At 73.9% G+C, this 21226-nt stretch carries 23 protein-coding genes and 4 tRNA genes; 7 read left to right on the forward strand and 20 right to left on the reverse strand.

Translation table 11 applies throughout. The annotated features are described in order from the left end of the window. Nucleotides 1-333: 333 nt before the first annotated feature. From rplL to ACPYO4_RS06225, 7 genes are all read right to left on the reverse strand, one after another. Nucleotides 334-729 carry a 50S ribosomal protein L7/L12 gene (rplL, locus tag ACPYO4_RS06195; RefSeq protein ID WP_425708345.1) on the reverse strand — a complete coding sequence of 132 codons (396 nt, stop codon included), beginning with the start codon at nt 727-729 and terminating at the stop codon, nt 334-336. Nucleotides 730-792: 63 nt separating this feature from the next. Beyond that, nucleotides 793-1317 carry a 50S ribosomal protein L10 gene (rplJ, locus tag ACPYO4_RS06200; RefSeq protein ID WP_425708346.1) on the reverse strand — a complete coding sequence of 175 codons (525 nt, stop codon included), beginning with the start codon at nt 1315-1317 and terminating at the stop codon, nt 793-795. A 297-nt stretch (nt 1318-1614) separates the two neighbouring features. Continuing rightward, nucleotides 1615-2331 (reverse strand): 50S ribosomal protein L1, encoded by a 717-nt coding sequence (rplA, locus tag ACPYO4_RS06205; protein ID WP_425708347.1) that lies wholly within the window; start codon nt 2329-2331, stop codon nt 1615-1617. A 92-nt stretch (nt 2332-2423) separates the two neighbouring features. Next, entirely contained in the window at nt 2424-2855 is a 432-nt protein-coding gene (gene rplK / locus ACPYO4_RS06210) for a 50S ribosomal protein L11 (protein WP_425708348.1), read from the reverse strand. A gap of 55 nt (nt 2856-2910) precedes the next feature. Continuing rightward, nucleotides 2911-3726, reverse strand: a complete 816-nt coding sequence (nusG, locus tag ACPYO4_RS06215; RefSeq protein WP_425708349.1) for a transcription termination/antitermination protein NusG — start codon at nt 3724-3726, stop codon at nt 2911-2913. 81 nt (nt 3727-3807) lie between these two features. Next, on the reverse strand, nt 3808-4059 hold the full coding sequence (gene secE, locus ACPYO4_RS06220) for a preprotein translocase subunit SecE (RefSeq protein ID WP_425708350.1): 252 nt from the start codon (nt 4057-4059) through the stop codon (nt 3808-3810). A 112-nt stretch (nt 4060-4171) separates the two neighbouring features. Then, nucleotides 4172-4244 (reverse strand) — tRNA-Trp (locus ACPYO4_RS06225). 189 nt (nt 4245-4433) lie between these two features. Here ACPYO4_RS06225 and ACPYO4_RS06230 point away from each other — a divergent pair. The 3 genes from ACPYO4_RS06230 to ACPYO4_RS06240 all read left to right on the forward strand — a co-directional run bounded on the left by ACPYO4_RS06230 (nt 4434) and on the right by ACPYO4_RS06240 (nt 8172). After that, nucleotides 4434-5654, forward strand: a complete 1221-nt coding sequence (locus ACPYO4_RS06230; RefSeq protein WP_425708351.1) for a pyridoxal phosphate-dependent aminotransferase — start codon at nt 4434-4436, stop codon at nt 5652-5654. A gap of 182 nt (nt 5655-5836) precedes the next feature. Next, a complete protein-coding gene (locus tag ACPYO4_RS06235) occupies nt 5837-7498 on the forward strand; it encodes a sensor histidine kinase (protein ID WP_425708352.1) in 1662 nt (553 codons plus the stop codon). Continuing rightward, the gene (locus tag ACPYO4_RS06240) at nt 7498-8172 is read left to right on the forward strand and encodes a response regulator transcription factor (protein ID WP_425708353.1); all 675 of its coding nucleotides are present in this window, start codon (nt 7498-7500) and stop codon (nt 8170-8172) included. The genes ACPYO4_RS06235 and ACPYO4_RS06240 overlap by 1 nt, the downstream gene beginning before the upstream one ends. A gap of 82 nt (nt 8173-8254) precedes the next feature. Here the strand turns inward: ACPYO4_RS06240 and ACPYO4_RS06245 are convergent, their stop codons facing one another. Together ACPYO4_RS06245 and ACPYO4_RS06250 are read right to left on the reverse strand one after the other, a co-directional pair. Next, nucleotides 8255-8698 (reverse strand): hypothetical protein, encoded by a 444-nt coding sequence (locus ACPYO4_RS06245; protein ID WP_425708354.1) that lies wholly within the window; start codon nt 8696-8698, stop codon nt 8255-8257. A 165-nt stretch (nt 8699-8863) separates the two neighbouring features. Next, the gene (locus ACPYO4_RS06250; RefSeq protein ID WP_425708355.1) at nt 8864-10159 is read right to left on the reverse strand and encodes a phosphotransferase family protein; all 1296 of its coding nucleotides are present in this window, start codon (nt 10157-10159) and stop codon (nt 8864-8866) included. 97 nt (nt 10160-10256) lie between these two features. Here ACPYO4_RS06250 and ACPYO4_RS06255 point away from each other — a divergent pair, with 97 nt between their 5' ends. From ACPYO4_RS06255 to ACPYO4_RS06265, 3 genes are read left to right on the forward strand one after another with little or no spacing between them, the layout of a single operon-like run. Beyond that, nucleotides 10257-11279 carry an adenosine deaminase gene (locus tag ACPYO4_RS06255; protein ID WP_425708356.1) on the forward strand — a complete coding sequence of 341 codons (1023 nt, stop codon included), beginning with the start codon at nt 10257-10259 and terminating at the stop codon, nt 11277-11279. Further along, entirely contained in the window at nt 11276-12262 is a 987-nt protein-coding gene (locus ACPYO4_RS06260) for an alpha/beta fold hydrolase (RefSeq protein ID WP_425708357.1), read from the forward strand. The genes ACPYO4_RS06255 and ACPYO4_RS06260 overlap by 4 nt, the downstream gene beginning before the upstream one ends. Further along, entirely contained in the window at nt 12259-13038 is a 780-nt protein-coding gene (locus ACPYO4_RS06265; protein WP_425708358.1) for an esterase/lipase family protein, read from the forward strand. The genes ACPYO4_RS06260 and ACPYO4_RS06265 overlap by 4 nt, the downstream gene beginning before the upstream one ends. A 31-nt stretch (nt 13039-13069) precedes the next feature. On the opposite strand, the gene ACPYO4_RS06270 is transcribed toward ACPYO4_RS06265, so the two are convergent. The 8 genes from ACPYO4_RS06270 to ACPYO4_RS06305 form a co-directional block, all read right to left on the reverse strand. Beyond that, nucleotides 13070-14203 (reverse strand): hypothetical protein, encoded by a 1134-nt coding sequence (locus tag ACPYO4_RS06270; protein WP_425708359.1) that lies wholly within the window; start codon nt 14201-14203, stop codon nt 13070-13072. A 65-nt stretch (nt 14204-14268) separates the two neighbouring features. Continuing rightward, the gene (locus tag ACPYO4_RS06275; protein ID WP_425708360.1) at nt 14269-15465 is read right to left on the reverse strand and encodes a UDP-N-acetylmuramate dehydrogenase; all 1197 of its coding nucleotides are present in this window, start codon (nt 15463-15465) and stop codon (nt 14269-14271) included. Continuing rightward, nucleotides 15462-15890 (reverse strand): MaoC/PaaZ C-terminal domain-containing protein, encoded by a 429-nt coding sequence (locus tag ACPYO4_RS06280; protein WP_425708361.1) that lies wholly within the window; start codon nt 15888-15890, stop codon nt 15462-15464. The genes ACPYO4_RS06275 and ACPYO4_RS06280 overlap by 4 nt, the downstream gene beginning before the upstream one ends. Further along, a complete protein-coding gene (locus tag ACPYO4_RS06285; RefSeq protein WP_425708362.1) occupies nt 15887-16360 on the reverse strand; it encodes an FAS1-like dehydratase domain-containing protein in 474 nt (157 codons plus the stop codon). Before ACPYO4_RS06285 ends, ACPYO4_RS06280 begins: the two co-directional genes overlap by 4 nt. 43 nt (nt 16361-16403) lie before the next feature. After that, nucleotides 16404-16574, reverse strand: coding sequence for a 50S ribosomal protein L33 (gene rpmG, locus ACPYO4_RS06290; RefSeq protein WP_425708363.1), 171 nt, complete (start codon nt 16572-16574; stop codon nt 16404-16406). 56 nt (nt 16575-16630) lie between these two features. Beyond that, a tRNA-Met gene (locus tag ACPYO4_RS06295) sits at nt 16631-16704 on the reverse strand. 53 nt (nt 16705-16757) lie between these two features. Next, nucleotides 16758-16830: transfer RNA gene (locus ACPYO4_RS06300), tRNA-Thr, on the reverse strand. Between the two features lie 174 nt (nt 16831-17004). After that, nucleotides 17005-17085: transfer RNA gene (locus ACPYO4_RS06305), tRNA-Tyr, on the reverse strand. A 126-nt stretch (nt 17086-17211) separates the two neighbouring features. Here ACPYO4_RS06305 and ACPYO4_RS06310 point away from each other — a divergent pair. After that, on the forward strand, nt 17212-17709 hold the full coding sequence (locus ACPYO4_RS06310) for a YajQ family cyclic di-GMP-binding protein (protein WP_425708364.1): 498 nt from the start codon (nt 17212-17214) through the stop codon (nt 17707-17709). 30 nt (nt 17710-17739) lie between these two features. Here the strand turns inward: ACPYO4_RS06310 and ACPYO4_RS06315 are convergent, their stop codons facing one another. From ACPYO4_RS06315 to ACPYO4_RS06325, 3 genes are all read right to left on the reverse strand, one after another. Beyond that, nucleotides 17740-18459 (reverse strand): SDR family NAD(P)-dependent oxidoreductase, encoded by a 720-nt coding sequence (locus ACPYO4_RS06315; RefSeq protein WP_425708365.1) that lies wholly within the window; start codon nt 18457-18459, stop codon nt 17740-17742. A 136-nt stretch (nt 18460-18595) separates the two neighbouring features. Beyond that, on the reverse strand, nt 18596-19666 hold the full coding sequence (locus tag ACPYO4_RS06320; RefSeq protein WP_425708366.1) for a CNNM domain-containing protein: 1071 nt from the start codon (nt 19664-19666) through the stop codon (nt 18596-18598). Further along, nucleotides 19663-21105: a hemolysin family protein gene (locus ACPYO4_RS06325; RefSeq protein WP_425708367.1), complete on the reverse strand. Its 1443-nt coding sequence runs from the start codon at nt 21103-21105 to the stop codon at nt 19663-19665. The genes ACPYO4_RS06320 and ACPYO4_RS06325 overlap by 4 nt, the downstream gene beginning before the upstream one ends. Nucleotides 21106-21226 lie beyond the last annotated feature (121 nt).

Below are 21226 nucleotides of genomic sequence, written 5' to 3' on the forward strand. Positions count from 1 at the left end.
TGTCCGGAGCACATCGGTGCTCGGGTGGGTGGAGGCAGGGCAGGCGTCGGCTAACGCAAGTGTCCACCTTACACACGGCGCAGCGCCCCGTCCAGGTGCGCGCACCCGCAGGTGCCCGTGATCCCGCACTCACCCAGGTGAGTCCGTGAGACCCGTCGCAGCGACCCTGCTGCGTCGGACCGGCCGTCGGCCGCGTCCAGTGTAGGGCACGCGCGCCCGCTCCGTCCCTGGAACGCGCACGAAGGGTTCCCGGAACAGGTCCGGGGCCGGGACCCGTGCGGGTCCCGGCCCCGGGCCGGTCGTTCTGCGCGCCCCCTTCTCAGAGGGCGGCGATCACTTGACGGTGACGGTGGCGCCGGCCGCCTCGATCTGCTCCTTGGCCTTGTCGGCGGCGTCCTTGTCGACGCCCTCGAGGATGGCCTTCGGGGCTGCGTCGACCAGGTCCTTGGCCTCCTTGAGACCGAGGGACGTGAGCGCGCGCACCTCCTTGATGACCGCGACCTTCTTGTCGCCGACGGACTCGAGCACGACGTCGAACGAGTCCTGCTCGGCCGCGTCGTCGCCGCCCTCGCCGCCGCCGGCGGCGGCGGGCGCAGCGCCCGCGACGGCGACCGGGGCCGCCGCGACGACGTCGAAGGTCTCCTCGAACTGCTTGACGAACTCGGACAGCTCGATGAGCGTGAGCTCCTTGAACGCCTCGATGAGCTCGTCGGTGGTGAGCTTGGCCATGGTGGCTTTCCTTCCGTTTCGGTCCTGCTACGCGAGCAGAGGTGGGGTGTACTGCCGGGCCGGTCAGGCCTCGGCGGCTGCCTGCTTCTCGCGCAGGGCGTCGATGGTGCGGGCGGCCTGGGTGGCCGGCGCGGTGAACATGTAGGCCGCCTGGAACAGCGCGGCCTTGAAGGCACCGGCCGCCTTGCCCAGGAGGACCTCGCGGGACTCGAGGTTCGCGAGCGTGCGGACGTCGTCCGCCGAGAGCTGGACGCCGTCGAGGACACCGCCCTTGATGGCGAGCTGCTCGTTGTCCTTGGCGAAGTCGCGCAGGGCCTTGGCGGCCTCCGAGACCTCACCGTGGACGAAGGCGATCGCCGTCGGCCCCGTGAGGGACTCGCGGTCGATCTCGATGTCGGCCTTCTCGGCCGCGATCGCCGCGAGGGTGTTCTTCGCGACGACGTAACGGGCCGTGCCCGCGAGCGAGCGGCGCAGCTCCATGAGCTGGGAGACCGACAGGCCGCGGTACTCGGTGAGCAGCACGGCCTGAGCCTCGCGGAAGCCCGTCTCGAGCTCGGCGATGGCCTCGGTCTTGTCCGGCCTTGCCATGAGCCCTCCTTCCGATGTGGGACCGGCGGGTGCCCACACGGACGAAGAAGAGCCCCGTGCGCGGACGGCACGGGGCTCGGTGGCATCGGTGTGATGCTTCGGCTCGTAGCTCGCCTGCGCAGGCTCCACCCGGGTGGACTTCGGCGCGGGACACGAGTCCCGCACGACCGACGGTCTGTGGCGGGTCCATCGTAGCGGGCGGCGCCCTCCGGCGGACCCCCGCCCGGCGTGTGCCTGCTCACGCAAGCGGGCCCGGCACCCAGGTGGGTGCCGGGCCCGCGGTGCGTCAGGCTGCGGTCAGGACGCGTCCTCGCTGGTGAGGTTGCGCGTCTTGGTGGCGTCGAGCGGGATGCCCGGGCCCATCGTCGTGCTCATCGTCGCCCGCGAGATGTACCGGCCCTTCGAGCTGCCCGGCTTGAGCCGCAGGATCTCCTCCTGCGCGGCCGCGTAGTTCTCCACCAGCTTCGTCTCGTCGAACGAGGCCTTGCCGATGACGAAGTGCAGGTTCGCGTGCTTGTCGACGCGGAACTCGATCCGGCCGCCCTTGATGTCGTTCACCGCCTTGGCCACGTCCATCGTCACGGTGCCGGTCTTCGGGTTCGGCATGAGGCCACGGGGACCGAGCACGCGGCCGAGCCGGCCGACCTTGCCCATGAGGTCAGGGGTGGCGATCGCCGAGTCGAAGCCGGTGTAGCCGCCCGCGACCTTCTCGATGAGCTCGTCGCCGCCGACCTCGTCGGCACCCGCGTCGATGGCCTGCTGCGCACGGTCGCCGACGGCGAAGACCAGGACCCGGGCGGTCTTGCCGGTTCCGTGCGGGAGGTTGACGGTGCCGCGGACCATCTGGTCCGCCTTGCGGGGGTCGACGCCGAGGCGGAAGACGACCTCGACGGTCTGGTCGAACGTCGTGGTGGCGCCCTCCTTGGCCAGGCGGACCGCCTGGAGCGGGGCGTAGAGCTCGCCGTCGTGGATCTTCTCGGCGGCCTTGCGGTAGGTCTTGCTGCGCGTGGTCATTCTGCTTCTCCTGTGCTGGGTTCGAGCAGTCGTGGTCGGTCGGGCCCACGCCGGGCCCTGCCACTGCGCCGCGGTCGCGGCGCCTGCGGGGGTCAGCCGTCGACGGTGATCCCCATGGAGCGGGCGGTGCCCGCGATGATCTTCTCGGCGGCCTCGACGTCGTTCGCGTTGAGGTCCTCCGCCTTGGTGCGCGCGATCTCCTGGACCTGCTCGCGGGAGATCGTGGCGACCTTGTCGGTGTGCGGGGTCGAGGAGCCCTTCTGCACGCCGGCGGCCTTCTTGATGAGCTCCGCGGCGGGCGGCGTCTTCGTGACGAAGGTGAAGGAACGGTCCTCGTAGACGGTGATCTCGACGGGGACGACGTTCCCACGCTGCGACTCGGTCGCGGCGTTGTACGCCTTGCAGAACTCCATGATGTTGACGCCGTGCTGACCCAGGGCGGGTCCGATCGGCGGTGCGGGGGTGGCTGCTCCGGCCTGGATCTGGAGCTTGATGTAGCCGGAGATCTTCTTCTTGGGAGGCATTCGGGTCCTTCGATGGATGGAACGTAGGTCCGCGGCGGCGACCGCGGTCCGTCCCCTAGGCCTTGGTGACCTGGGAGAACGAGAGCTCGACCGGGGTCTCCCGGCCGAAGATGCTGACGAGCACCTGCAGCTTCCGGCTCTCCACGTGGATCTCGGAGATGGTGGCCGGCAGGGTCTCGAACGGACCGTCGGTGACGGTGACCGTCTCGCCGATCTCGTAGTCGACGACGACGGGGGCCGCCTCGCCGCCCTGGGGCTGCGGCGCCTCGCCGTCGGCCTCCGCGGCGCCCGCGGCGACCTGCGGGGGCGAGACGTTGAGCATGGAGATGGCCTCGTCGAGCGTGAGCGGCATCGGGTCGTGGGCGTTGCCGACGAACCCCGTGACGCCCGGCGTGTGTCGCACGACGCCCCACGACTCGTCGGTCAGCTCCATGCGCACCAGCGTGTAGCCGGGGATGCGCACGCGGTTGACCATCTTGCGCTGGCCGTTCTTGATCTCGGCCACGTCCTCGGTCGGCACCTCGACCTGGAAGATGTACTCCTCCATGTTCTGGGTCGTCAGCCGGTGCTCGAGGTTGGCCTTCACGCGCTTCTCGAAGCCTGCGTAGGTGTGGACGACGTACCAGTCGCCGGGCAGCATCCGCATCTCGAGCCGGAACGCGGCCTCGGGGTCGAGCTCGGGCTCGGCGTCGTCGGCCTGGTCCGCGCCGTCGACGGGCTCGTCGGTGGCGCCGGGGGCGTCGTCCCCCGCGGTGGGGGCGTCCGCCTCGGCTCCTGCGTCGGCGCCGTCAGGGGTCGACGCGGCGGCCTCGGCGTCCACGCCCAGGTCGTCGGTCGACGTGCTGTCGTCGCCATGGAAGTCCACAGACACGAGGGAACATCCTCCTTGGATGTGTCGGTCGCGCGACCGGTCGGTCGCACGGGTTCACGGCCCGAGGGCCCTGGTCTCGGCTCAGCCGAACGTCCACAGGGCGAGCTGGCCGAACACGAGGTCCAGCACTCCGACGATGGCCATCATCACGAGGACGAAGACGACGACGACGAAGAAGTACGTGATGAGCTCGCGCCGGGTGGGGCGCACCACCTTGCGGATCTCGGCGAAGACCTGCCGGATGAAGCGCGCGATGCGTGCGAACAGCCCGCGCCGGGGCTCGACCTCCGCCTTGCGTCCGGAGCCGCCCTCGGCGGCCGTCGTCTCGCTCACGTCAACACTGTCCCTCGCCTGTCGCCGGTGGCCCGCTCCCGGCACGGGTGCGGGCGCGCCCACCATCGGTGGGTCGGGCCCGACGGCTGTCGTTCTCCTGCGCCGTCAGGTGCAGGGCAGGAGGGACTCGAACCCTCAACCGCCGGTTTTGGAGACCGGTGCGCTGCCAATTGCGCCACTGCCCTTCGGCGGCGACCCACCACCGTGCGGGCACGGGGAAGTCTGCGGGTCTGACGCCGCCGATGGACCATAGTACGCACCGCCCAGGGCATGGTCGACCGTGGTGCGGAAGGTCACGCGTCACACCCGGCGTCGCGCGACCCCGACGACCGGGTCCCGGACGGGGAGGGACGCCGGGCGCGGACCGTGCCACGATGGTTGTCGTGACGACGACAGCCGACTCCCGTCCCCGCATCTCCGCCCGACTCGCCGGCATCGCCGAGTCCGCGACGCTCGCCGTCGACGCCAAGGCCAAGGCGCTCAAGGCCGAGGGCCGGCCCGTCATCGGCCTCGGCGCCGGCGAGCCGGACTTCCCGACGCCGGACTACATCGTCGAGGCGGCGGTCGCGGCGGCCAAGGACCCGGTCAACCACCGGTACTCCCCCGCGGGTGGCCTGCCCGCGCTCAAGGAGGCGATCGCGGCCAAGACGCTGCGCGACTCCGGCTACCCGATCGACCCGAGCAGCGTGCTCGTGACCAACGGAGGCAAGCAGGCCGTCTTCCAGGCGTTCGCCGCGGTGCTGGACCCGGGCGACGAGGTGCTGCTCCCCTCGCCGTACTGGACCACCTACCCGGAGGCGATCTCGCTGGCGGGCGGCGTGGCCGTGCCGGTGTTCGCCGGTGCCGAGCGCAGCTACAAGGTCGACGTCGACCTCCTCGAGGCCGCCCGCTCGGCGCGCACGAAGGTCCTCGTGCTCTGCTCGCCGTCGAACCCGACCGGCACGGTCTACTCCCGCGAGGAGACCGAGCGCATCGGCCGCTGGGCGCTCGAGCACGGCATCTGGGTGATCACCGATGAGATCTACGAGCACCTCGTGTACGGCGACGCCGAGTTCACGCCCGTCCTGGGCGTCGTCCCCGAGCTCGCCGACACCACCATCGTGCTCAACGGGGTCGCCAAGACGTACGCGATGACCGGATGGCGCGTGGGCTGGCTCGTCGGACCGGCCGACGTCGTGAAGGCCGCGACGAACTTCCAGTCGCACCTGACCTCGAACGTGGCCAACGTCAGCCAGCGCGCCGCCGTCGCCGCCGTGTCCGGCGACCTCACCGCGGTGGCGGAGATGCGGATGGCGTTCGACCGGCGTCGCCGGCTGGTCGTCGACCTCCTGCGGGCGATCGACGGGATCGAGGTGCCGGAGCCGAAGGGCGCGTTCTACGCCTACCCCTCGGTCGAGGGGCTCCTCGGCCGCACGTTCCGCGGCCGGACCCCGCAGACCTCCGCCGAGCTCGCCTCGCTCATCCTCGAGGAGGTCGAGGTCGCGGTCGTGCCGGGCGAGGCCTTCGGCCCGTCGGGGTTCCTCCGGCTGAGCTACGCCACGTCCGACGAGAACCTCACCGAGGCGCTCGGACGCATGGCGGAGCTGCTCCGCTGAACGGAGCACCCCGAGGACGAGGTGGCCACGGGCCCGGCGCGACGGCGCCGGGCCCGTGCCCGTCCCGGGAGCCGGCGCAAGGCGCTGAGAGTCCCGCAGCCCGTGTCTCATCTCCGCCTCATCCCGGCCACGGACACTAGCGTGGGCAGGGCCGCGACGGGCGGCCCGGAGGAGGCTGGGACGTGGACGGACGCAGGAGCGGCACCGCCGGGCCCGCCCGCGCGCCCGCGCGCGACGCCGCGCCGTCGGCCCCCACGCCCGAGGCGGCGGTGCACGAGGAGGCCCCCGACCCCGGAGCGGCCACGCCGACGCAGGCGGACCGCCCGTGGTACCGCCGCAGCACGGTGCGGGCCAAGATCATCCGGACGGTCCTGCTGCTCACCGGCCTCACGCTCGTGGTCGTCGGCAGCACCGCGGTGTGGCTGGAACGGGGCCGGGCCATCGACTCGGTCGACGCGACGCTCCAGCGCACCACCCAGGAGATGGCCGCGCTGCTGAGCGAGGGCGAGGCCGTGAGCGCCGCCGACGGCATCTCCGGCGCGGTCTGGACGGCGATGTCCTCGGAGGTCCCGGCGGACAACGAGGGGGCCATGGGATTCGTCGGCACGGACGCGCGCTGGTGGCAGCCCGGCGGCCTGGACATGGGCGCGGACGACGAGCTCATCGCCGCCCTCACCGCTGCGGTCGAGGACGGGCGAGGGACCATCAGCTCGGTCTCGACGTCGATGGCGACCTACCGGTACGCGATGCTGCCCGTGTCGATCGACCCCGAGGGCAGCCCACCGGGCGCGCCGACGTCGGGCGCCGTGGTCATCGCATTCGACATGGACGCCGAGCTCGCCCCGGTGTGGGCGTCGGCCCGCACCTACCTCGTCGTCTCCGTCGTGTCGATGCTGGTGGTCGGGGTCGTCGCCTGGGTGGTGTCGGGCCGGCTCCTCTCCCCGTTGCGGGAGCTGCGCTCGACCGCGGAGCGCATCACCGAGACCGACCTGTCGGGCCGGATCCAGGCGGAGGGGTCCGACGACGTCGCCGACCTCGCCCGGACGGTCAACGCGATGCTCGCCCGCCTCGAGGGTTCGTTCCGTTCCCAGCGCCGGCTGCTGGACGACGCCGGGCACGAGCTGCGCACTCCGATCACCATCGTCCGTGGGCACCTCGAGCTGATGAACCCCGACGACGCCGACGATGCCCGCCAGACCCGCGAGCTGACGATCTCCGAGCTCGACCGCATGCACCGCCTGGCCGACGACCTCGTCATGCTCGCCAAGGCGGACGCACCGACGTTCGTCCAGCCGGGCCCGACCGACCTGGGGCCGATGCTCGACAACGTGCTGGACCAGATCCGTCAGCTCGGCGAGCGCCGGTTCGTCATCGACGCGCGGCTCGAGGCCGAGGCGGTCGTCGACGGTCAGCGGCTCACGCAGGCCCTCATCCAGCTCGCCGCGAACGCGGTGAAGTTCTCCGCGGCCGGCTCGACGGTCGCGCTCGGTTCGGCGACCGAGTCCGGGCGGCTCCACCTGTGGGTGCGCGACGAGGGCCGCGGCATCGCCCCGGAGGACCAGCGCCGCATCTTCGAGCGGTTCGCCCGCACGAACCGGCCCGGGGAGGAGCGCACGGACGGCAGCGGGCTCGGTCTCGCCATCGTCAGCGCGATCGCCGAGGCGCACGGCGGGCGCGTGGACGTCGCCTCGGAGCCGGGCCGTGGGTCCACGTTCGTGCTCGACCTCCCGGCCCGCGCGCTCGAGCTCGACCTGGACGTCGACCTGGACGCACCGCAGGAGGCCGGTGAGCCCGGCCGGGCCCGGGTCAGCACCACGGAGACAGCTCGCGAAGGGAGCAGGTAGTGGCACAGATCCTCATCATCGAGGACGAGGCGGGCATCGCCTCGTTCGTCACGAAGGGCCTGACGGCTGCCGGGCACCAGCCGACGGCGGTCACCACCGGCAGGGCCGGGCTCGACCACGTCCGCACCGGCGGGTACGACCTCGTCATCCTCGACATCGGCCTGCCGGACGTCGACGGCTTCGAGGTGCTGCAGACCCTGCGCGGCGAGGGGCACACCCTGCCCGTCATCATGCTGACGGCACGCTCGTCGGTCGACGACACGGTGACCGGGCTGGAGTCCGGTGCCGACGACTACATGCCCAAGCCGTTCCGGTTCGAGGAGCTCCTGGCCCGCGTACGCCTCCGGCTGCGCTCGGCCCAGACGGCCTCGTCCGGGGCCGACCCGACCCACCTCCAGGTCGACGACCTCACCCTGGACGTGCGCACGCGGCAGGCCACGGTCGCGGGACGCACCGTCGACCTGTCCGCCCGCGAGTTCGCCCTGCTCGAGACCTTCCTGCTGCACCCCGGCCAGGTGCTCTCCCGCGAGCAGATCCTCTCGCGCGTGTGGGGCTACGACTTCGACCCGGGGTCCAACGTGGTCGACGTCTACGTGCGCTACCTGCGCAAGAAGATCGGTGCGGAGCGCATCCAGACGGTCCCGCGGATGGGCTACCGGCTCGTCACCGGCTGACCGGGCCGCTCGGCTCCTGGCATCGACCCGCGCCGGCCGACCGCGGTCCTCGCCGGTCGACGTCCGTCCTCGCCGCCGGGCGTCAGTCGTCGGGGCTCTCGGCGCTCTCGGGGCTGTCGGGCGAGTCCGGGCTCTCGACCGGGGCCGGAGCGGGCGCCGGCACGGGTGCCGGGGCAGGCGCGGGTGCAGGCGGCGGAGCCGGTGCGGGCGCGGGCGCGGGGGGCGGCTCGGGCGAGGCGGCCGAGACGGAGCTGCGCTCCGGCGGCACCGTCGTCGCCTCCTCCGTGGGCGAGGCCGGCTCGGTGGTGGGCTCCTCGGCCCCGTCCGTGGTCGACTCCCCCGTCCCGTCCGTCGTGGACTCCCCGGTCCCGTCGCTGCTCGACTCCGACGGCGAGACGCGGGCCGGGGGGATCCGCACGGAGTCCAGCTCCACGTCCTCGGCCTCGGCACCGGCCAGGACGGTCCCTCCGACGACGGCGACGGCCGACAGCGACCCGACCGCGATCCACGACGCCTTCGTGCGCATCCGTGCTCGTCCCTTCCGGTGCTCGACGGTCGGCGGCAGGTCGCCCGCCGACCCGACCATCCTCGTCGCGGGCGGTGAGGTCGTGCCCAGCGGCGGATGAGAGGACTCTCATCCACGGCGACCGGGGGCGTCGGACGACCGGCCCCGGACCGGCGTCCCGGCTGGTCAGCCGACGGGCGGCGGCACGACGAAGGGGCCGGTCACGCGGCCGGCGGTGAAGTCTCGCGCGCGGGCCAACCAGGCCTCCGCGGTGACGAGCCGCCCCTCGGCGTCGGCCCGCCACCTCCCGTCGGCCCGCTTGGCCCCCGCCACCAGCGACAGGGTGACGCCGGCGGCCCGGGTGCAGACCTGGACGGGATCGACCATCTGCTCGCAGAGCTGCGTCCAGCGCGCGAGCACGTGCGGGACCGCCGGGTACCGGTCGGGCGCGAGGTGGACGAGGACCGAGACGTGGCCCAGCAGGCAGGCGAGGTCGTCGCTGCGGTGGCCGGGCCCGAGAGAGTCGACGTCGAGCAGGCTCGAGACCGCGGTGATCCCCTCCCGGGGGTCCATGAGCACGTTGGCCTCGTAGAAGTCCCCGTGCACGGGCACGACGGGCTGCGGCGGACCGGCGTGGAGGAGCTGGTCGATACCGGCGGCGAGCGCCCTCGTGCGCGCCTCGGCCTCGGGGACGACGGTCGCCGCCGCGTGGGCGTAGTGGTTCGCCCGCTCGGACCAGGCCGAGCGGCGGGCCAGCTGGAGGGCCGCGGGCGGCAGGGTGTCGAGCGTGCGCACGAGGGCGTGCAGCACGGCGTCGGTCTCGTGCCCCGGACCGCGGTGCAGCACGCGCGCGAGCGACTCCCCCTGCCCCTCGGCGAGGACGGCGAGCCCGGCCGGCTCCTCCGCGACCACCGCCGGCGCGGGCACCCCAGCGGAGGTGAGCATCCGGTGGCGCCCGACGAGGTCCGCGAGCGAGACCGGCCGGACCACCTTGACGTAGTGGACGCGCCCGGAGGCGCCCGTCGCGCGCAGGACCGCGCGGCGCGTGGGTCGATAGGCGACGAGCTCGAGCGTGACCTGCTCACCGAGCCGCTGGGACATCTTCGCGGAGTCGCACGCGGTGGCCAGCGCGGGCAGCTCCGGGTCGGCCGGGTGCCGCCACAGGTGGACCACCGGGCCACGGCCGTCCGGCGGCTCGAGACGGACGAGCCCGGGCCCCGCCGCGCGGGTGAGACGTGCGGTGGTCGCGCACAGGTACTCCTCCGTGCGCTTGCGCGACCCGTCGGCGGCGGTCCGCTCGACCGTGGCGGTGTAGCCGACCGTCACGCCCGCGCCCGGGCGGTGGTGGACGGTGTGCACGGCCCACTCCACGAGCCTGCCGTCGTCGGGCACGAGGGCGGACGTGAGGACGTCACCGGCGTCGGGCCCCGTCAGCAGGGCGACGTCGGCCGGCTCCCTCATCGCCGCCGCCGAGATGCTCATGACGAAATAAGATCACACGCGCGCGGCCCGTGCGCCATCGAGGCGCCCGAGCCGCTCCCGGCCCGCGTCCGACCCCCTGTCCTGGCATGATGTCCCGATGCGCGACCTGGGCCGGCTCCCCAAGGCCCACCTGCACCTGCACTTCACCGGCTCCATGCGCGTGTCCACGCTGCTCGACCTCGCCGAGGACGAGGGCGTCCGGCTCCCCGCGAACCTCACGGACGACGTCGCGCTGCGCGTCCCCGCCGACAAGCGCGGCTGGTTCCGGTTCCAGCGGTCCTACGACACCGCGCGCGCCGTCGTCCGGTCCGAGGCCGCGATGCGCCGGATCGTCGCGGAGGCCGCCGCCGACGACGCCGCCGAGGGCTCGCGCAGGCTGGAGATCCAGGTCGACCCCACGAGCTACGCCCCGTACGTGGGCGGTCTCACGCCCGCCCTCGAGATCGTGCTCGACGAGGCCGCCGCGGCGTCCCGGGCGACGGGCGTCCAGGTGGCCGTCATCGTCGCCGCGTCCCGCACCCGGCACCCGCTCGACGCCCGCACGCTGGCCCGTCTCGCGGCCCTCCACGCGGGGGACGGCCCGGGTCAGGTCGTCGGGTTCGGCCTGAGCAACGACGAGCGCCGCGGCACGACCTCCGACTGGGCGGCGGCCTTCCGCATCGCCCGCCAGGCCGGTCTCGCGGCGATGCCGCACGGCGGCGAGCTCCTCGGGCCCGACCACGTGGCCGACGTCGTCACGCACCTGCGGCCCGACCGGCTCGGGCACGGCGTGCGGCTCGCCGAGTCCCCCGACCTCCTCGCCCGGGTGGTCGACGCGGGGATCGCCCTCGAGGTGTGCCCCGCCTCCAACGTCTCGCTCGGGGTGTACCCGACCGCCGCCGACGTGCCGCTGCGGAGCCTGCTCGACTCCGGCGCCACGCTGGCTCTCGGTGCCGACGACCCCCTGCTGTTCCTCTCCCGCCTCACCGACCAGTACGTCGCCGCCCGCGAGGTCCACGGCCTCGGCGACGCCGAGATCGCCGGCCTCGCCAAGGGCTCGCTGCGCGCGTCCCGGGCCCACCGTCGCGACGTCGCACGCTGGGTCGCCGAGGTCGACGAGTGGCTCGCGGAGCCCGCGTGACCGCTCGACTGCGGTGGTGGCGACGCCTCACGCTCGCCGTCGCCGACCTCGTCTCGCCGCCCGCCGGCCGGCAGGTGCGGCTGCGTCCCGGGTCGCGGCGCACGGTCGCCCGGCTCTCGCGCACCGCCACGTCGATGCGGCTCCTCGACGGGACGTTCGTCCGCGTCCATCGCGTCGGCGCACCCGGCGCCGGCGCCGAGCACGAGAACCCCGACGTCCCCGGCGACGGCCGGGTGACGTTCGTGCTCCTGCACGGCGTGGGACTCTCCTCGATCTACCTGCTTCCGCTGGCCGAGGACCTCGCGGAGCACGGCGAGGTCCTCCTCGTCGACCTGCCCGGCTTCGGCGACGTCCCGCCGCCGGCGACGACGCTCGGCATCGCCGGCCTCGCCGAGGTCGTCGAGGACGTGCTGGCCGCCGGCGGGGTGCACGACCCGGTCCTCGTCGGCCACTCGATGGGCGCCCAGGTCGCGGTGGAGATGATGGCCCGGCAGCCGGACGCCCTGCGCCGGGCCGTGCTCGTAGCGCCGCCCGTCAACGCCGCGGAGCGCCGCCCGCTCACCCAGCTGTGGCGGTACCTGCAGTCGGCGGTCCACGAGACGCACCGGCTCCGGCTGCTCGCCACCCGCTCCTACCTCACGGCGACCACCCGCTGGGTGGCGGACATCCTGCCCGAGGTGATGGGCTACCGGATCGAGGACCGGCTCGCGCTCGCGGGACCGTCGGCACGGGTGACGATCCTGCACGGTGAGCACGACCGCCTCGTGCCCGAGACCTGGGCCGGGGAGCTCGCCGGGCGCGTGCGGAGCTGCACGGTGGCACTCGTCCCGGGTGCGGCACACTCGGTGGTCGTCGAGGACCACCCTGCCGTCGTACGCGCCGCCCTGACCCACCTCGCCGACGACGAACGGCACGGGCCGGGCTCCGCCGTCCCGCCCGGCTCCCCCTCCGACGACGGGCACGGCCTGTCCGACGGGCCGTGACGCGGCGGCGGCACCCTCGGACCGGGGAGCACCTGCGGCGCGCCGCGGAGCTTGCCACCCGGCCGCTCGCGCACGGCCTGGACTACGCGTGGGTGGCCGCGACCGCGGCGACCTCCGCGCGCGGCATGCTCAGGCGCGACGGCTGGCGCCCGGCCCTGCACGCCTCCCCCGACGGCGTCGACGACGCCGGTGCCGCCCCCGTCATCCTTCTTCCCGGGGTCTACGAGTCGTGGCACATGCTGGCCCGGGTCGGGCGCGCGCTGGCCGGTGCGCGGCACCCGGTGGGCGTCGTCCCGGACCTCGGCCTCAACGCCCGCACCGTGGCCGACGGCGCGGCCGCCACGACCGCGTTCCTGGCCGGGCTCGACCTCACCGGGGTGGTGCTCGTCGCCCACAGCAAGGGCGGGCTCGTCGGCAAGGCGGCGATGCTCGGGCCCGAGGGGCACCGGGTGGCGGGGATGGTCGCGATCGCCACGCCGTGGCGCGGCTCGAGGTGGGCGCAGGCGTTCCCGCCGCGCTCCGTCGTCGGCGGCCTGCGGCCCTCGGCGCCGGACCTCGTGAGCCTCGCCCGCCGCACGGAGGTCGACGCGCGGATCGTCTCCCTCGCCCCCGCGTGGGATCCGCACGTGCCGGGTGGCTCGTACCTGCATGGGGCGACGAACGTCCGACTGGCCGAGCGCGGGCACTTCCGCCCGCTCGGGTCCCCGGCGGTCCACGCCCTCGTCGCCCGGCACGTGGCCCGGCTGTCCGGGCGCCCCGCCGCGCGCCCGGACTGACCAGGTCCGCGGACGAGCGTAGGCCGGGCCGTCAGGCCGCTCGCCGCAGCTTCCCGCCGCGCCGCTCGCACCGGTCCCGCAGCTGATCGAGGTCGACGCCCGGGTCCAGCTCGCGGGCGTTGAGGACCACGTCGAGCGGGCCCGCCGAGGCTCCCGCGTACTCGGTGAGCGCCCAGTCGATCGCCCCGAGGATCGTGGAGTGGGGATTCCCGAACACGCCCCCGCCGATGAGCGTGAGCACCACGCGACGCCGCCCGGTGGCGGCCGCCGCGAGCAGCGTCCCCAGGTAGGCGGCACGCAGCAGCGTCCGGGCGACGTCGAGCAGCGCACCGGTCGGCGGACGGCCGTCGCCGTAGAGGCCGGAGGCGAGCGTGGAGGTGCACACCTGCGCGATGCGCGTCCCTGGGGGCACCGACCCACGCCAGCTCGCGCCGAGAGCCACCTCGACGTCGTCGTGCACGCCGACCCGGATGTCCTCACGGCGCTCCGCGAGCGCACGGACCACGGCGTCGACGTCGGCCAGGTCACCTGGCCGCAGGTATCCGCCGACGGCGCGACCGATGCGCGCGGGCAGCGCGTCGGCGAGAAGCTCGACCTGACGGTCGTCCGTCTGAACGAAGGTGCCGCCGGCGCCGTCCGGGGCGGCGTGGTGCCGCAGGAGGGCACCGGGGAAGGCCCCGATCGCGGCGCGGGGGCCCTGCGTGGGGTCGGAGAGGTACTCGGGGACCGGGACGAGCCTCGGTGACGGGGCCTCGAGGCAGTTGAGCTGGGAGGCGACCTGGAACAGCGTGTCCCGCGCGGCGAACGCCTGCAACGCACCGATGTCCGTGAGCGGGTGGGCGCCGACGAGCACCGAGAGGGTCGCTCCGGCCGGAGCGTCCCCCGGATCGTCCGTCGGTGCCGCGGCGGCGGCAGCGCGCAGCTCGGCGAGGGTCGGCGTGGTGAACCGGCCGGCCCGCCAGGTGCGGGGCCCGACGACGAGGTCGTACCCGCCGTCGGGTGTCCGCCGCAGCGAGGCGCTGCCGTCTCGCAACGCACGGTCGGCCCGGCCGACCACATCGGCGTCGCCCCGACCGAGCGTGGCGGCCACGGCTGTGCCAGCGGCTTCGATCTCCGCCCGTGTGCCGCGCAGGAGGGTGTCAAGGAGGTCGGGGACGGCGGTCACGGGTGCCTCCGGGGCAGACGTTCGGGCGGGAAGGGGGCCAGTGGTGGGCTCGGGCGCGGAGCAGGTCAGAGCTCGACGCCGAGGAGCACCGGTTCGGGGACGAGCTCGACCCCGTAGGCCGCCCGCACGCCGTCGCGGACCTCGCGGGCGAGCGCGACGACGTCGGACGCCCGCGCGCCGCCCCGGTTGGTCAGGGCGAGCGCGTGCCGGCTGGAGATCGCCGCCGGTCCGGGCATGCCGTGCCCCTTGTGGAACCCGGCATGGTCGATGAGCCAGGCGGCCGAGGTCTTCACCCACGTCGCGCCCGACCCGTCCGGCGCGGGCGCGTCGAACCGCGGCGCGGCCTGCGGCAGCTCCGCGGCCCGGTCGGGCGGCAGGATCGGGTTGGTGAAGAAGGACCCGGCGGACCAGGTGTCGTGGTCATCGGCCTCCAGCACCATGCCCTTGCCGCGGCGCAGCTCGAGCACGGCGGCACGGACGTCGGTCGAGGGGGCACGCTGCCCGATCTCGACGCCGAGCGTGCGGGCGAGCTCGGCGTACCGCACGGGCGCGGACATCACGCTCGCCGGGGTCTGGAAGGAGACCGACAGGACGACCCAGCGACCGGTCGGGCCCCAGGTGCGGCCTCCCCCGGCGCCGGTGTCGGTGAGGGAACGCTTGAGGACCGAGGTGCGGTAGCCCAGGCCGAGGTCCATGAGGGCGAGCGTGCGCGGCCGCCCCGCGAGGCGGTCCCACGCCCGCACGTGCGAGAGCACGCCCGCGACCTCCTGCCCGTAGGCGCCCACGTTCTGCACGGGGGTCGCCCCGGTGGAGCCGGGGATCCCGGACAGGGCCTCGAGGCCCGAGGCACCGTCGGCCACCGCGCGGGCCACGACGTCGTCCCACACGGCGCCGGCCGGCGCCGTGAACTGCCCGCCGCCGCACCCCTGGACGCTGTCCACGTCGAGCTCACGGCGCGTGTCGCGCACGACGATCCCGTCGAACCCGGCGTCGCCGACGAGCAGGTTGGAGCCGCCGCCCAGCACGAGCAGCGGTGTCCCGTCCGCGTCGGCCGCCCGCACCGCGTCGACGATCTCGGCCTCGGACCCGGCGTCGACGAGCGTCCCGATCGGGCCGCCGACCCGCAGGGTGGTCGCCTCGGCGAACGTGGTCGGCGCGATCGCGTCGGCCCCCGGCGTGGGGCCGGGGGGTGTCGCCGTGGCCGGCGGCGTCGTCGTGCCCGCGGCCGTCGGGCCGGCGCCGCGCCCGCGAACCTCGCTCACACGGACCTCGCGAGGTCGACGAGCACGCGGGCGCGCGTGAGGACGGCGACCCCCTCGTGGCGCACGTCGACGTCGACTCGCACCGTTGTGCCCTCGACCTGGCCGGCTACGCCCGTCACCTCGAGCTCTGTCCCGCCGCCCGCCGGGACCACGACGGGGCGGGCGAACCGCGTCTGGACGTCGAGGACGGCTCCCGGGCCGCCCGCCCAGGTCTCGACGAGCGCGGCGGCGATGCCGAGCGTGGCCATCCCGTGCGCGATGACGCCGGGCAGGTCGACGGACGCTGCCACGGCGTCGTCGTGGTGGATGGGGTTGAAGTCCCCCGACGCGCCGGCGTAGCGGACCAGGGTGGTGCGGGTGACCGGCACGGTCTCCCGCAGGACCTCCTCGCCGACCTCGGGCACGGGGCGGGGCGCGGCGCTCATGCGTCGCCCCGCACGGCGAGGGTGGACGTGACGGTGGCGACGGGGGCCTCGGTGCCCGCCTCGGCGATCTCGGCCCGGGTCGTCACGAGCGTGAGGGCCCCGCGGGCGAGGATCCGTTCGACGAGGACGCTGGTCCGCAGCCGGTCCCCCGCGACGATCGGCCGGTGGTGGGTGATCCGCTCGTCGGCGTGGACCACGCGGGAGAAGTCGATGCCCGACTCCGGGGACGCGACGTAGGACTGCTCGGCGCGCTGCGCGAGCACGACCGCGAAGGTCGGCGGTGCCACGACGCCCGCGTAGCCGGCGGCGCGGGCCGCCTCGTCATCGGTGTGCAGCGGGTGCGTCGCACCGGTCGCCTCGGCCATCTCGACGATCTTCGCCTCGGACACGACGTAGGTCTCGGTCGGGGCATAGGTGCGCCCCGCGAGCGTCGGGTCGACGCCGGCGGGGCGCGGTGGGGTCTCGGTCATCCATCCAGGTTAGCCGCGGGCGGTGACGTCGTCCCCCCAGGGATCAGCGGGTCTCGCGGTGACCGGTCTTCGTGTTGCAGCGCGGGCAGAACTTCTGCAGCTCGAGGCGGTCCGGGGTGTTCCGCTTGTTCTTCTTGGTGATGTAGTTCCGGCCCTTGCAGTTCTCGCAGGCCAGGGTGATCTTGGGGCGGATGTCCGCCGACTTGGTGGCCATGATGTCCTCGTTCCTGTCGCTGAGCCCACCACCGCCGATGTGCGGTGCGGGCGCGGTAGCGGGAGGGGGGCTCGAACCCCCGACCTCACGATTATGAGTCGTGCGCTCTGACCAGCTGAGCTACCCCGCCACGCGGCCACGAACGGCGTCCACGCGCGGGCGCAGGCTGTATCCGTGAACCAGAGCCCCGAAAGGGAATCGAACCCTTGACCTTCTCCTTACCATGGAGACGCTCTGCCGACTGAGCTATCGGGGCGTGCCCGACGACAAGCTCATCGAGGCAGCGCGGACGAGCCTACAACGCGGCGACGGCGCCGGGCCAACCACGAGGGCCCGGGCACGCGGTGAGTGTGCTCACAGGCCCCGCTCACCGGCGTCGCCGCGCCGCACGACGACGAAGGCCGGACCCGCATGCGGGTCCGGCCGGTCGTGGCGAGTGCAGGATTCGAACCTGCGAAGCTTGCGCGGCTGATTTACAGTCAGCTCCCTTTGGCCGCTCGGGCAACTCGCCGGGCATCCCTCAACGGGTGCGGATGGCACGATATCAACATCCGGGCGCAGGTCCGTAGCCACCTGGGCGAGTCCTGCGTCACCCACCGCCCCGCCAGCGGGGCCCGTCTACCAGCCGGAGGCTCACATGGCCGACTCCTCGTTCGACATCGTGTCCAAGGTCGACCGCCAGGAGGTCGACAACGCGGTCAACCAGGCACGCAAGGAGATCGGCCAGCGCTACGACTTCCGCGGCGTCGGCGCCGACGTCACGCTCAAGGGCGATGTCGTGTCGATGGCCGCCAACACGGCCGAGCGCGTGCTCGCGGTCCTCGACGTGCTCGAGACCAAGCTCGTGCGCCGCGGCGTCTCGCTCAAGGCCCTCGACCTCGGCGAGAAGGAGCCCGTGCAGTCCGGCAAGGAGTTCCGCCTCGCCGGCCCGCTGAAGGAGGGGCTGGACCAGGACGTCGCGAAGAAGATCACCAGGCTGATCCGCGACGAGGGGCCCAAGGGCGTGAAGGCCAACATCACCGGTGACGAGATCCGCGTGAGCAGCAAGTCGCGCGACGACCTCCAGTCCGTCATCGCCCTGCTCAAGCGCGCCGACGACATCGACGCCGCGCTCCAGTACGTCAACTACCGCTGACCCGGGCAGAACCCCGCCGAGCAGCCCCGGTCAGGCCGGGTCGCCGAGCAGCCTCTCCAGCGCGTCGACCGTCTCGACCTCGACGACGGTGTCGCCGACAGCGGGGGTGGCGATGACGTGGGCGACCGCACGGCCCGCCTGGTCGGCGGTCAGCCACTCCTTCTTCCCCTTCGTGCGGGAGCGCGTGACGACCGGCCCCAGCAGGAGGGACGACGCACGTGGCGACCCGCCCGCCTCGGCGCTGACCACCTGCCGGAGCATGAGCTGGGCGGCACCCGCCATGCTCACCGGCCCGGCGGTCGCCGCCGCCTCTCGCGCGGCGGTGCCGGTGATGAACGTGTAGGTACCGTCGGCGGGCAGGGCGCGCACGAGTGCCCGGGCGAGCGCGACGTGCGTGGTGACCGTGCTGACGAAGTCCCGCCGCCAGGTCTCCTCGGTCAGCTCCCAGACATGCTCACCCTGGTGCCAGCCGCCGATCGCGGCGACGACGTCGGTGACGCCGCGATCGGCGACCCGTGCGGCGAGCGCCTCCGCGTCCTCGAACGACTCGTACGGGTGGTCGACGAGCAGGAGCCGCGTCGCCAGGTCGGCACCGATCAGGTCACGGAGCTCGGCGAGCCGCCCCGGACGGGCACTCGGCACGACGACGCGCGCGCCGGCCGTGAGCAGGGCCCGGACGATCCCCTCTCCGACGTTGCCGGTGCCCCCGGCGACGAGGACGACGCGTGCGGACAGGTCGTGGGCAGTCATGGCAGCCTCCCAGGTGCGCCGGGACGGCGGCGCAGACCAGACGATACGCCGACGCCGCACGGCGTCCGCCGCCGGCCGGTACCCGCCGCACGGGCCGGCCCACCCGGCCGGCCCACCCGGCGGGCGCACCCGCCACTCAGGGTCGGTCGCCGATCGACCCCGCGCCCGTGTCCGGGCGCGCCCCCGAGGACTCCGCCGAACGCGGTTCCCCGGACAGCGCGAGCAGCCGCGGCAGCAGGTCGGCGAGCGTGACGACGCCGACCCGCCCGTCCTCGCCGGTGACGAGCGCGATGTGGTGCCGGCCGACGCGCATGAGGTGCGTGGCCTCGGTCAGCGGTGTGTCCGCGGCGATTCCGAGGAGCGGCCGCACGTACGGCGCGACGGGCGCGTCCGGGCCGGGCGCGAGCAGGGTGTCGCGCACGTGCAGCACCCCCGTGTACCGGCCGGCGGTGCCGATGATGAGCCGCAGGTGTCCCGAGCTGCGGGCGAGGTCGCGTGCCTGCCCGGCCGTCGCGTCGGGCGCGAGCGCGGTGACCTCTCCGCCGTCGAGAAGGTCCGCCATCGTCGCGGCCCTCAGGTCGAGCACCCGGGAGAGCGACGCGTAGGAGAGCGGGTCGAGCGCCCCGACCTCGGCCGAGTGCTCGACGAGGTGACGCAGCGCGTCGGGGTCCTGCCCGGTGTTGACCTCGTCCACGGGCTCCACGCCGAGGCGCCGCACGATCCCGTTGGCCTGGCCGTTGAGCATGCGCAGCAACGGGCGGGTGACCCAGAGAAATCCGCGCATGGGGATCGCGAGCAGCATCGCCGACCGCTCCGGGTGGGCGATCGCCCAGGACTTCGGCGCCATCTCACCGACCACGAGGTGGATGAACGTGACGACGACGAGGGCAGCGACGAACGCGGCGATGTCGGCGGCCACGTACGGCATGCCCGTGACCTCCAGCAGCGGCGTCAGCGCGTGGTGGACGGCCGGCTTCGTGATCGCACCGAGCGCGAGGGTGCAGACCGTGATGCCGAGCTGCGAGCCCGCGAGGAGCAGCGTGAGCTCCGCGCCGCTGCGCAGGGCCGCCCGCGCGGACCTCGAGGTGGGCGCGAGCTCCTCGATGCGATGCCGCTTGGCGGAGACGAGGGCGAACTCGGTCGCCACGAAGAACGCGCTGGCGGCGACGAGCGCGACCGTCACCGCGACCACGACGAGCGGGCTCATGACTGCTCCTCGCCGTCGTCGGTCCGGTGGGTCCCACGGGGCGCGTCGCGCCCGGTACGTCCCTCGCCGAGGAGCGCCTCGTCATCCGGGGTCGGCAGGCTGAGCGTGAGTCGCAGCCGGCTCGGGACCCACTGGTCCACCTCGAGGACCTCCGCGTGGAGCACGCCCGGCCGCGGGTCGTCGGTGCGCGCGAACTCGCCGGGGTCGATGGGCAGCTCCACGTCGAACGCGTCGCCGACCTCGGGCAGGCCGTCCGCCAGGTCGATGGCCAGCCCGGCGATCGTCTCGTAGTCCCCCTCGGGGATCGTCACCCCCAGCGCGCGGCCGACCTCGTCGAGATGGACGGCGCCAGGGGCCTCCCACTCCCCCTCGTGCCGGCCGGCGGCGACCTCCTGCGGGGCGGGGTCGTGCTCGTCGGCGATCTCGCCGACAACCTCCTCGGCGAGGTCCTCGAGCGTGAGCACGCCGGTGAAGCCGCCGTACTCGTCGACCACGCAGGCGATCCGCCCGCCGTGCCCGAGGTCCTCCATCGCCGAGGTGAGCGAGGCCAGGTGGGACACGACGAGCGGCTCGCGCATGATCGCGGTGATCGGCGCATCGTCCGGCAGGTCCGTGCCGAGCAGGTCGTTGAGGTCGACCACGCCGAGGACCTGCTCTGAGTCCTCGGCGAGCACGGGATAGCGCGTGTGCCCGCCCGCCATCACCTCGCGCAGCTCCCCGACGCTGAGGGAGTCACGGACGACGTCGACCTGCGCGCGCGGGATCATCGCGTGCTCGACGTCGCGCTCGGGAAAGTCCAGCACGCGGTCCAGCAGCGTCGACATCGCGGGCGAGAGCGTGGCCGCCTCCCGGGACTCGGCGACGATGCTGCGCAGGTCCCGGGCGGTCGCCGAGTGCTCGACGTCGTGCACCGGCTCGATCCTCAGCAGCCGCAGCAGCAGGTTGGAGGCCTGGTCGAAGATCGTGATGAGCCACCCGAGCAGGCGCAGGTACCAGGTGGTCGACAGCGCGAGCCGCTCGGCCACCGGTCCCGGCGCGGCGATCGCCAGGTTCTTCGGCACGAGCTCGCCGAAGAGCATCTGGACGAACGTGGACACCACGAGCGCGACGCCGGTGCCGAGCGCGAGCGCGAGCGCCATCTGCAGACCGGCCGAACCGAGCAGGTCGCCGACCGCCTGCCCGACCAGCGGTTCGGCGACGTACCCGACGAGCAGCCCGGTCACGGTGATGCCGAGCTGGGCGCCGGAGAGCATGAACGAGGTGCGCCGGGTGATCTGGAGGGTGCGCCGTGCCGCCGCGTCACCGGCCTCGGCCCGTGCGGCGAGAGCCGACCGGTCGACGGTGATGTAGGCGAACTCCTGGGCCACGAAGTACGCCGTGGCGGCGGTGATGACGACGATGACGACCAGTCCGACGCCGATCGAGACCACCGGGTTCACTCCGCTCCCCCCGGGCGCAGGCGGGCAGGGGGCGCGGGGCTGGTACTTCGGCCGGGCATCGGTGTCCTCGGGTCGGGGCGGAGCGGGTGGGAGGCAGGCTACTAGGACGAGCACCCCTCGT

The sequence above is a fragment of the Georgenia sp. Z1491 genome (assembly GCF_049856175.1).
Classification (GTDB): domain Bacteria; phylum Actinomycetota; class Actinomycetes; order Actinomycetales; family Actinomycetaceae; genus JB111.